Below are 10840 nucleotides of genomic sequence, written 5' to 3' on the forward strand. Positions count from 1 at the left end.
TCCGTCCTTGTGCCGGTCATGGTAGCCGCACCCCGCCCGTCGCCACACCCTGTCACCGCGATGTCACTGTGCACGCAGCAGAAACGCGGTGGGGGACGGGAAGGTTCCCCGTATACCGCGTTCTCACACCCCTGTGAGCACAGTCGATCAGCAACTCATCGAGATTCTCTCGACTAATGATCACTCTCCGCGCATCCACTGCTCCATTACGGAAAGGAGATGATCAGGATCGACGGGCTTGGTGACATAGTCGGAAGCGCCGGATTCGATCGCCTTCTCCCGGTCGCCCTTCATCGCCTTCGCGGTCAACGCGACGATCGGCAGCCCCGCGAACTGCGGCATCCGGCGGATCGCCGTCGTCGTGGCATAGCCGTCCATCTCCGGCATCATGATGTCCATCAGTACGACCGTCACATCGTCGTGCTGTTCCAGGACTTCGATGCCCACACGCCCGTTCTCGGCGTACAGCACCGAAAGACCGTGCTGCTCCAGCACGCTGGTGAGCGCGAAGACGTTGCGGATGTCGTCGTCGACGATGAGCACCTTCTCGCCACGGAACCGGAACGTCCTGCGGACCTCGGATTCCTCCTGGCCGGCGAGCGCCCACGGCTCCTGCGGAGCCACCGGTGCGGTGCTCCGGGGCGGCAGCGCGGGCCGCCGCTCCGCACTCCCCAGGCTCTTGCGGCGACGCCGCGCCAGACCGGCCGCACCGGCCGAATCCGGTGCCGTGGCTGCCGGGTCGGCACCCGAACCGGCCTCCGGTAGCAGCCCTTCCCCGACCGCGGCACCGTGCGTCTCGATGGGACCGGGGCCGATCTGCGGGTATCCCTGCGGCGGCAACTCGCTCGGGTGCAGCGGCAGATACAGCGTGAACGTCGAACCGCGGCCCGGCTCACTGGCCGCGTGGATCTCGCCGCCCAGCAGCCGGGCGATCTCCCGGCTGATGGACAGTCCGAGCCCGGTGCCGCCGTACTTGCGGCTGGTCGTACCGTCCGCCTGCTTGAACGCCTCGAAGATCACCAGCATCTTGCTGGAGGCGATCCCGATACCGGTGTCGGTGACCGAGAACGCGATCAGGTCGGCGTCCGCGTCACGCAGCGAACCGGCCTCCAGGAGCTGCTCACGGATGGCGTTCGGCACATCCTCGTTGGCGTGCCGGATCACCAGCTCGACCGCCCCGCTGTCGGTGAACTTCACCGCGTTGGAGAGGAGATTGCGCAGCACCTGCAGGAGCCGCTGCTCGTCCGTGTGCAGTGTCGCGGGCAGTTCCGGCGAGACCCTTACGGAGAAATCGAGTCCCTTCTCCGCGGTGAGCGGGCGGAATGTCGCCTCCACGTAGTCCACCAGCTGAACCAGCGCGATCCGGGTCGGACTGACGTCCATCTTTCCCGCCTCGACCTTCGTCAGGTCGAGAATGTCATTGATCAGCTGGAGCAGATCGGAACCGGCTCCGTGGATCGTCTCGGCGAACTCCACCTGCTTCGGCGAGAGATTGCCCTCGGCGTTGTCCGCGAGAAGTTTGGCCAGAATGAGCAGCGAGTTGAGCGGCGTACGCAACTCGTGCGACATGTTCGCCAGGAACTCGGACTTGTAGCGCATCGAGACCGCGAGCTGCTCGGCGCGCTCCTCCAGGACCTGCCGGGCCTCCTCGATCTCGGTGTTCTTGACCTCGATGTCGCGGTTCTGCTGGGCCAGCAGTTCGGCTTTCTCCTCCAGTTCCGCATTGGAGGCCTGGAGCGCTTTCTGCCGGTTCTCCAACTCCTGTGAACGGTCCCGCAATTGCTCGGCCAGCTCCTGCGACTGTTCGAGGAGCTTCTCGGTCTTCGTATTGACGCTGATGGTGTTGACGCTCGTCGCGATCATTTCGGCGAGCTGGTTGAGGAAGTCCCGCTGGATGTGGGTGAACGGCTGGAACGACGCCAGCTCGATCACGCCGAGAACCTTCCCCTCGAAAAGCACCGGCAGCACGATCACATGCGCGGGGGGCGCCTCGCCGAGCCCGGAGGAGATCTTCAGATAGCCCGGCGGAACGTTGTCCACCTGAATGGTCCGCTTCTCCTCCGCCGCCGTCCCGATGAGCGTCTCGCCCGGCCGGAAGGACGTCGGCATCGAACCCGCCGAGTATCCGTAGCTGCCCCGCATACGGAGTTCGTACGAGCTGTCCTTGTCGCTGTCCGGGCCCACAGCGCCGGGGTCCCCGGTCGGCATGGCCAGGAAGAACGCACCGTGCTGCGCGGAGACGACCGGGGTCAGCTCGCTCATGATCAGCGAGGCCACGTCGTTGAGATCGCGGCGCCCCTGCATCAGACCGGAGATCCGGGCGAGGTTGCCCTTGAGCCAGTCCTGTTCCTTGTTGGTCGCCGTGGTGTCGCGCAGGTTGGCGATCATCGTGTTGATGTTGTCCTGCAGCGCCTGGATCTCGCCGGCCGCGTCCACATCGATCTTCAAGTTGAGGTCGCCGCGGGTCACCGCCGTGGCGACGGCCGCGATGGCCCGTACCTGGCGGGTGAGGTTTCCGGCCATCTCGTTCACCGACTCGGTGAGATCGCGCCAGGTGCCGTCGACGTCCCGCACCCGGGCCTGACCGCCCAGCTGCCCCTCCGTGCCCACCTCACGAGCCACCCGGGTCACCTGCTCGGCGAACGAGGACAGCTGGTCGACCATCGTGTTGATGGTGTTCTTCAGCTGCTGGATCTCGCCGCGCGCGTCGATGTCGATCTTCTTGGTGAGATCGCCCTTGGCGATCGCGGTGGTGACCGCGGCGATCTGCCGCACCTGACCGGTCAGGTTGGACGCCATCGAGTTCACCGACTCGGTGAGGTCCTTCCACGTACCGGAGACCCCCGGCACCCGCGCCTGGCCGCCCAGCTCGCCCTCCGTGCCCACCTCACGGGCGACTCGCGTCACCTCGTCGGCGAACGAGGACAGCGTCGTCACCATCGTGTTGACGGTGTCCGCGAGCTCGGCGACCTCGCCGCGCGCCTCGACGGTGACCTTCTTCCGCAGATCGCCGTTGGCGACCGCCGACGAGACCCGGGAGATGTTCCGCACCTGACTGGTCAGGTTGTTGGCCATCAGGTTGACGTTGTCGCTGAGGTCCTTCCAGATTCCGGTCGCACCGGGCACGCGGGCCTGACCGCCGAGGATGCCCTCGGTACCCACCTCGCGGGCGACCCGCGTCACCTCGTCGGCGAAGTTGAGCAGCTGGTCCACCATCGTGTTGACGGTCGTGACCAGTTCGAGGATCTCGCCCTTGGCATCGACGGTGATCTTCTTGGAGAGATCGCCGTTGGCGACCGCGGTGGTGACCTCGGCAATGTTGCGGACCTGCATGGTCAGGTTGTTCGCCATGCCGTTGACGGACTGGGTGAGGTCCTTCCACGTACCGGACACACCCTGCACCTCGGCCTGGCCGCCGAGGATGCCCTCCGTACCCACCTCGCGGGCGACCCGGGTCACCTGCTCGGCGAAGTTCGAGAGCTGGTCGACCATCGTGTTGATGGTGTTCTTCAGCTCCAGGATCTCGCCGCGCGCGTCCACATCGATCTTCTGCGACAGGTCACCGCGCGCCACCGCCGTGGCGACCTGGGCGATGTTACGGACCTGAGCGGTGAGGTTGCCCGCCATGCCGTTCACCGAATCGGTCAGATCACGCCACACACCGGCCACGCCGGGCACCTGCGCCTGACCGCCGAGCCGCCCGTCGGTGCCGACCTCGCGCGCCACCCGGGTCACCTGATCCGCGAAGGCGGAGAGCTGGTCGACCATCGTGTTGATGGTGTTCTTCAGCTCCAGGATCTCGCCGCGCGCGTCCACATCGATCTTCTGCGACAGGTCACCGCGCGCCACCGCCGTGGTCACCTGGGCGATCTGGCGGACCTGCGAAGTCAGGTTCCCGGCCATGAAGTTGACGGAGTCGGTGAGCTCCTTCCAGGTGCCGGAGACGCCGTCCACCCGGGCCTGGCCGCCGAGGCGGCCCTCCGTACCCACGTCACGCGCCATCCGCGTCACCTGGTCGGCGAAGTTCGAGAGCTGCGCCACCATCGTGTTGACGGTGTTCTTCAGCTCCAGCATCTCGCCCGCGACATCCACGGTGACCTTCTGCGTCAGGTCTCCGTTGGCGACCGCGGTCGTCACCTGGGCGATGTCGCGCACCTGCCCCGTGAGGTTCCGGAACGCCGCGTTCACCGAGTCGGTGAGGTCCTTCCAGGTCCCCGCCGCACCCGGCACCTCGGCCTGACCACCGAGGCGGCCCTCAAGGCCGACCTCCCGGGCCACCCGGGTCACTTCCGAACCGAAGGCCTGGAGCTGGTCCACCATCGTGTTGACGGTGTTCTTCAGCTCCAGCATCTCGCCGGCCACATCCACGGTGACCTTCTGCGTCATGTCACCGTTGGCCACCGCCGTGGTCACCTGCGCGATGTCCCGCACCTGGGTCGTCAGGTTCCGGAAGACCGTGTTCACCGAGTCGGTGAGGTCCTTCCAGGTCCCCGCCGCACCCGGCACCTTCGCCTGCCCGCCGAGCAGACCCTCGCCACCGACCTCACTGGCCACCCGGGTCACTTCGTCCGCGAAGAGCCGCAGCGTATCGGTCATCTGGTTGATGGTCTCGGCCAGCTGTGCGACCTCGCCGCGGGCACTCACCGTGACCTTCTGCGACAGGTCGCCGTTGGCGACGGCCGTGGTCACCTCGGCGATCCCGCGCACCTGGGAGGTGAGGTTCCCGGCCATCGTGTTGACGGAGTCGGTGAGGTCCTTCCACACCCCTGCCACACCCGGCACGGTCGCCTGGCCGCCGAGCTCGCCCTCCGTACCCACCTCACGGGCGACCCGGGTCACCTCGGAGGAGAACGACGACAGCTGGTCGACCATCGTGTTGACGGTGTTCTTCAGCTGGAGCATCTCGCCGGCCACATGGACGGTGACCTTCCGCGAAAGATCACCCTTGGCGACCGCCGTCGTCACCAGGGCGATGTCGCGCACCTGCGCGGTCAGCCGGTACGCCATGGTGTTCACGGAGTCCGTGAGGTCCTTCCACGACCCGGACATTCCGCGCACCTGGGCCTGTCCGCCCAGCTTGCCCTCGGTACCCACCTCGACCGCGACCCGCGTCACCTGCTCGGTGAACGCCGACAGCTGGTCGACGAGGCTGTTGACCGTACGGGCGACCTTCAGGAACTCGCCGCGCAGCGGCCGTACCGTCTCGTCGGACGTGTGCGACCGCAGTTCCATCCGCTGTTCGAGATCACCGTCGGCCACCGCCGACAGCACCCGCCCGACCTCCGAGACCGGGCGTGCCAGATCGTCGACCAGCTCGTTGGAGGCGTCGATCGCGGCCGCCCAGGAACCTTCGCAGGCGCCCGTCTCCAGCCGCTCGGTGAGCTTCCCCTCGCGTCCGACCATCCGCCGCACCCGGGCCAGCTCACCGGTGAGATGCAGATTGCGGTCGGCGACCTCGTTGAAGACCGCTGCGATCTCCGCCATCACACCGTCGCCCGAGACGGTCAGACGCCTGCGGAAATTCCCGTCGCGCATCGCCACGAGGCCCGCCAGCAGTCTGTTGAGCGCCGCCGCGTCGACGTCGATGGTTCCATTGCGCTGTTTCTTCACGGACTGTCCGCCTTTTGTGCGCGTGCCTTTGCCCCGCGCCGCCACGCCAGACTCCACCGTGTCCCTCCCGCAGGGGTTGACCGTATCGCTCGGGCCGTATCTGGGAGCTTGCCCAGTTCTTCTTTGGCTCACCGCCACAGCCCACCGTCGACGGGTGACCACGGGGGCGTCAAATCGTTGAAACGTACCAGGCCCGAAGCGGCCGGGGTGCAACCTCCAATGGTTGTCCGGCATCCCTCTGTTGAGAAGGCCACACTTGTCCGGTCACAGATCCGTTCCTGGTCGCTCCTGCCCGAAGTCGCCCCTCGTGTATCCGGCACCGAGACCTAGCGTCTAGCCTGGCAGGCGAATCGAAGCGGCGAGAAACGGGCACAGGACTCGGGGAAGCGACGAGACACCAAATGGGGAGTGCTGTGATCACCGCGCGCGCGGCCGCCACCTTCGACCCGGTCGGGCGCTCCGTCGCGACCGCCCGCGCCTTCGTCCGCGACACCCTTCAGGGGTGGGGCTACACGGACGTCGTCGACGACGCGGTCGTCCTCACCAGCGAGCTGGTGACCAACGCGGTGGTCCACGCGGGCACCGCCGCGGACGTACTGTGCCTGCGCACGGAGGACGGCGTCCGGATCGAGGTCTCCGACCACTATCCGGAACGCGAGATCCCGCTCCAGAGCACCGGTCCGGACTTCGGCAGCCCGGACCGCGAGAACGGCCGCGGACTGCTGCTCTGCTCAGCACTCGCCACCCGGTGGGGCGTCGAGTATTCGCCCACCCGCAAACACGTCTGGTTCCGGCTCGATCTCCCCGAACGCCCGGTGGGCATCCGCTCGGCGGGCCCGCTGCTCCCCGTGGGGCTGCTGCCCGTCGCCGACGAGCGCGTCCGGGTGGCGGTCGTCCAGATCGACAGCACCGGCTCCATCGCGGCCTGGAACGAGGACGCCGCGTTCCTCTTCGGCCACACCGCGGACCAGGTCACCGGGAAGCAGCTCACCGATTTCACCGCCTGGCCCCAGACTCCGGGGACCAACACGGGCATCGTCGACGCGCTCCAGCTCTCGCGCTGGGAGGGCAGTTACGGAATCCGGGGCGCCGACGGCCGGATCATCCCCGTCTACGCCTCGCACCTGCGGGTCCGCGACACCCACGGCGAGCCCTCCACCGTCTGCCTGCTCGTCCGCGACTACGAGCGCGCCGTGCTCCAGTCGCCGGCCCGCACACCGGTGTCCGACACGAGCGCCGAGACGGATCCGTTCGAGATCTTCATCGGCTCTCCCGCCCCCGACGACCTCGACGGCCTGCTCCAGCGCACGGTCGAGCGGGCCCGCGACATGCTCGACGCCGATGCGGCCTTTCTGCTGCTGGCGACGGACGACGAAACGGAACTGGAGGTACGGGCCACCACCGGTCTGCCCTCCGCCCGCCAGCGTTTCGCCCGCGTCCCGGTGGAGGCCGGAACCGGACGGTACGGATCCGCCCGGATGCCCGCCGTCCACGAAGACCTCGACAACGTCCCGGGCGCCGTCCCGCTGCTCGGCGGCACCGGGATGCGTTCCGTCGTCACCGTCCCGCTGAAGGTCGAAGGGCGGCTCACGGGCTCCCTGGGTGTCGCCGCCGAAGCGGCCGGCCGCTACTCGAACGAGGAGGCGCTGCGCCTTCAGTTCGCCGCGGACCGGATCGCGCTGGCCGTCGAGTCGGCCCGCCTGGGCGAGCTGGAACGCCTTCGCCGCGGTTCCCTCTCCTTCCTCGTCGAGGCCTCCGACCTGCTCGCCGGCACCCTCGACCGGGACCAGACCCTGGCGCTGATGGCCCAGATGACGGTCCCCACCCTGGCCACCTGGTGCGCCGTGTACACGATCGCCGACCAGTCGTCCGAGCCGTATCTCTCCTATGTCCTGCACGAGGACGAGGAGCGCATCGACGGCCTCAAGGCTCTGCTCTCCAAGATCGCGCCGCCGGACCCGGTACCGACACCCGGCGCCCGGGTCTGGGCCGCCCCGTCCGAGGCCGCCCACCAGGCGGCGCTGCGCAGTTCGATGCGCACGCTCGGCCTCGGTGAGACCGGCAGGCTCGGCGAACCGGGCAGGCTCGGCCCCGGCATCCGTACGACGCTCGCCACCGCAGCCGCCGTGGGCGGGGAGACGGTGGTCCTGCCGCTCGTGGCCCGCAACCGCGTCATCGGCATGCTCACGCTCGGAAAGCCCTCCGACGACCACTTCCGCCAGGAGATCCTGGAGCTGGCCGAGGACCTCTCCCGCCGCGCCGCGCTCGCCCTCGACAACGCCCGCCTCTACTCGGAGCGCATGGCGATCAGCCAGTCCCTGCAGCGCAGCCTGCTGCCGCCGGGGCTTCCCGAGGTCCCCAACGTCGAGATCGAAGTCATCTACCGTGCGGCCGGCGAGGGCAACGAGGTCGGCGGCGACTTCTACGACGTCTTCCCCATCCGCGACGGCGCCTACGGCTTCGCCATCGGCGACGTATGCGGTACGGGCCCGGAGGCCGCGGCCGTCACGGGCCTGGCCCGCCACGCCCTGCGCCTCCTCGCCCGCGAGGGCTTCGGCGGCCCCGCCGTCCTGGAGCGCCTCAACGCCGCCATCCTGGACGAGGGCGCACGCAGCCGCTTCCTGACCCTCCTGTACGGCGAGCTGTGGCCCCAGGAGGACGGCAGCGCCCTTCTGAAGGTGGTCTGCGCGGGGCACCCGCTGCCGCTGCGCCTGCGTCAGGACGGTTCGGTCGAAGCAGCGGCCGAACCGCAGACCCTGCTGGGTGTCATCGAGGACCTCGAACTGTACGAGCAGAGCGTCACCCTCGCCCCGGGCGATGTTCTGCTGTGCGTCACCGACGGCGTCACCGAACGCCGGGAGGGCACCCGCATGCTCGGCGACGACGGTCTGGCGGATGTCCTGGCGACCTGCACGGGCCTCACCGCGGGCGCGGTGGCAGCCCGCATCCTGCGGGCGGTGGAACGCTTTGCCGCGGAACCCGCCTCGGACGACATGGCCATCCTCGCCATGCGCGTGCCCGAACCACCCACTGCCCAGTACTGACGCCTGCGGCCACGGGAAGGTCCGAGCCGAGACCCGTCAGCGGCCCAGGAGTGCGTTGAGCCGGGCGGCCTGGCGCGTCAGGTGGTCGCGCTCGGCGAGGTTGGATGCCTTTCGGGCCGCCTCGGCGTACAGCCGTGCCGCCGTCGCCGGGTCGCCGTCGCGTTCGTGCAGGTACGCCGCCACGGCGGTGTGACGGGGCAGTGAGTCGTCCAGTGCCGCGAGCGCCGCCAGTCCGGCCCGCGGTCCGTCGGCCTCACCGACGGCCACCGCGCGGTTGAGCCGGACGACCGGACTGTCGGTCAGGCGCGCGAGCTCGTCGTACCATTCGACGATCTGCACCCAGTCGGTCTCCTCCGCGGTGGGCGCGTCGGCGTGCAGTGCCGCGATGGCGGCCTGGGCCTGGAACTCGCCCAGCCGGTCGCGGGCGAGGGCCGCCTGCAGGATCTCGACGCCCTCGGCGATCGCCCTGGTGTCCCACCGGCTGCGGTCCTGTTCGGCGAGCGGTACCAGGCTGCCGTCGGGCGCGGTCCGGGCGGCGCGCCGGGCGTGGTGGAGCAGCATGAGGGCGAGCAGCCCCGCCACTTCGGGATGGTCGATCGCGGCTGCGAGCTGCCGGGTGAGCCGGATGGCCTCGGCGGCGAGGTCGATGTCGCCGGAGTAGCCCTCGTTGAAGACCAGGTAGAGGACGCGCAGCACGGTGGCGACGTCGCCGGGCCGGTCGAACCGTACGCCGGAGACGGTGCGCTTGGCCCGGCTGATGCGCTGCGCCATGGTCGCCTCGGGCACCAGGTACGCCTGGGCGATCTGGCGGGTGGTCAGCCCGCCGACTGCGCGCAGCGTGAGTGCGACCGCGGACGACGGCGTCAGCGACGGGTGGGCGCACAGGAAGTAGAGCTGGAGCGTGTCGTCCACCGCGGGCGAGGGGCCGGGCGCCGGTTCTTCGTCGACGAGGTCCTCGCGCCGCCGACGGGCGGCGTCCGACCGGGTCGCGTCGAGGAACCGGCGCCACGCCACGGTGATCAGCCACCCTTTCGGGTCCCGCGGCGAGTCTTCCGGCCAGACGCGGACCGCCTCGACCAGTGCGTCCTGCACGGCGTCCTCGGCCGCCGCGAAGTCGGCTCCGCGGCGGACGAGGATCCCGAGCACGCTCGGCGTGAGACTCCGGAGCAGGACCTCGTTCAGCGATGAGGTCACTTGAGGGTCACTCCGTGATGGTGGGCGGCGCGGCCAGGAACGGGCGCAGTTCGAGCCACTCGTGGATCGGCTTCCCGCCGGCCCCGGGGGCGGCCGACAACTCCCCGGCCAGCTCGACGGCGCGCTCGTAGCTGTCGACGTCGATCACCATCCAGCCGGCGATGAGGTCCTTGGTCTCGGCGAACGGGCCGTCGGTGACCGGCGGGCGACCTTCACCGTCGTACCGGACGAACGTCCCCTCGGGGGCCAGCGCCTGACCGTCGACGAACTCGCCGGTCTCCTCGAGCCGGGACGCGAAGTCCTGCATGTACTGCACATGGGCCGAGATCTCCTCGGGTGTCCACCGGTCCATGGGCACGTCGTTGACCGGAGTCGGAGCGCCGCGGTAGTGCTTGAGCAGCAGGTACTTGGCCATCGTGCTTCTCCTCGGTGCTGATGCGACCCGTCTTGGTCGCGTTCACTGCAGGGACGGAGCCAGTCACCGGTTCTCGACATCGCCGTCCAAACTATTTTGGGCGCTCGTGGACGATTCTGGGTGAGGCGGCTCGCGGTGCCCGGGTCCGTGGCGTGGCACAGAGGCAAGTCGGCATGGGACGTCCGCACCAACAAGAAAGGCCCTCGCCGACTGGCGAGGGCCTTTCTATTCTTCTGAGCCCCAATGCGGAATCGAACCGCAGACCTTCTCCTTACCATGGAGACGCTCTACCGACTGAGCTATTGGGGCCTGCTGCGCTGTGGCAACGAGGTAAAGCATACCCTGAACTCAGGGATGCTCAAAACCACTGACGACACACGACTCTGACGGACTCTCACAGTCCCCGTACCGCCCCTTCCACCACGATGAGGTACCTACCCGGACAGGGGCCGGCCCCGACCGCGCCCCCCATCGAGCCGACGGTGAACGCAGAAAAGCCCCGTGTCCCTGCGGACACGGGGCTTCCCCGTAAAAGGAGTTCGGCGGCGTCCTACTCTCCCACAGGGTCCCCCCTGCA

Annotated in this window: 4 protein-coding genes and 1 tRNA gene; 1 reads left to right on the forward strand and 4 read right to left on the reverse strand. The window is 68.8% G+C overall.

All coding sequences use genetic code 11. The annotated features are described in order from the left end of the window. Positions 1-180: 180 nt before the first annotated feature. Positions 181-5610: a HAMP domain-containing protein gene (locus tag ABZY11_RS25745; protein ID WP_356481402.1), complete on the reverse strand. Its 5430-nt coding sequence runs from the start codon at positions 5608-5610 to the stop codon at positions 181-183. A 401-nt stretch (positions 5611-6011) separates the two neighbouring features. Here ABZY11_RS25745 and ABZY11_RS25750 point away from each other — a divergent pair, with 401 nt between their 5' ends. Further along, positions 6012-8654 carry a SpoIIE family protein phosphatase gene (locus tag ABZY11_RS25750; RefSeq protein ID WP_356481403.1) on the forward strand — a complete coding sequence of 881 codons (2643 nt, stop codon included), beginning with the start codon at positions 6012-6014 and terminating at the stop codon, positions 8652-8654. Between the two features lie 36 nt (positions 8655-8690). On the opposite strand, the gene ABZY11_RS25755 is transcribed toward ABZY11_RS25750, so the two are convergent. The 3 genes from ABZY11_RS25755 to ABZY11_RS25765 all read right to left on the reverse strand — a co-directional run bounded on the left by ABZY11_RS25755 (position 8691) and on the right by ABZY11_RS25765 (position 10572). Continuing rightward, positions 8691-9836: a DUF6596 domain-containing protein gene (locus ABZY11_RS25755; RefSeq protein ID WP_356481405.1), complete on the reverse strand. Its 1146-nt coding sequence runs from the start codon at positions 9834-9836 to the stop codon at positions 8691-8693. A 19-nt stretch (positions 9837-9855) separates the two neighbouring features. Next, a complete protein-coding gene (locus ABZY11_RS25760) occupies positions 9856-10263 on the reverse strand; it encodes a YciI family protein (protein WP_356481404.1) in 408 nt (135 codons plus the stop codon). Between the two features lie 236 nt (positions 10264-10499). Then, a tRNA-Thr gene (locus ABZY11_RS25765) sits at positions 10500-10572 on the reverse strand. Positions 10573-10840: the final 268 nt, after the last annotated feature.

Source organism: Streptomyces sp. NPDC006510 (genome assembly GCF_040611955.1).
Taxonomy (GTDB): domain Bacteria; phylum Actinomycetota; class Actinomycetes; order Streptomycetales; family Streptomycetaceae; genus Streptomyces.

Coding starts and splice junctions, on each gene's coding strand:
- ABZY11_RS25750 (WP_356481403.1), top strand. CDS start 6,012: ATGGGGAGTGCTGTGATCACCGCGCGCGCGGCCGCCACCTTCGACCCG.
- ABZY11_RS25760 (WP_356481404.1), bottom strand. CDS start 10,263: ATGGCCAAGTACCTGCTGCTCAAGCACTACCGCGGCGCTCCGACTCCG.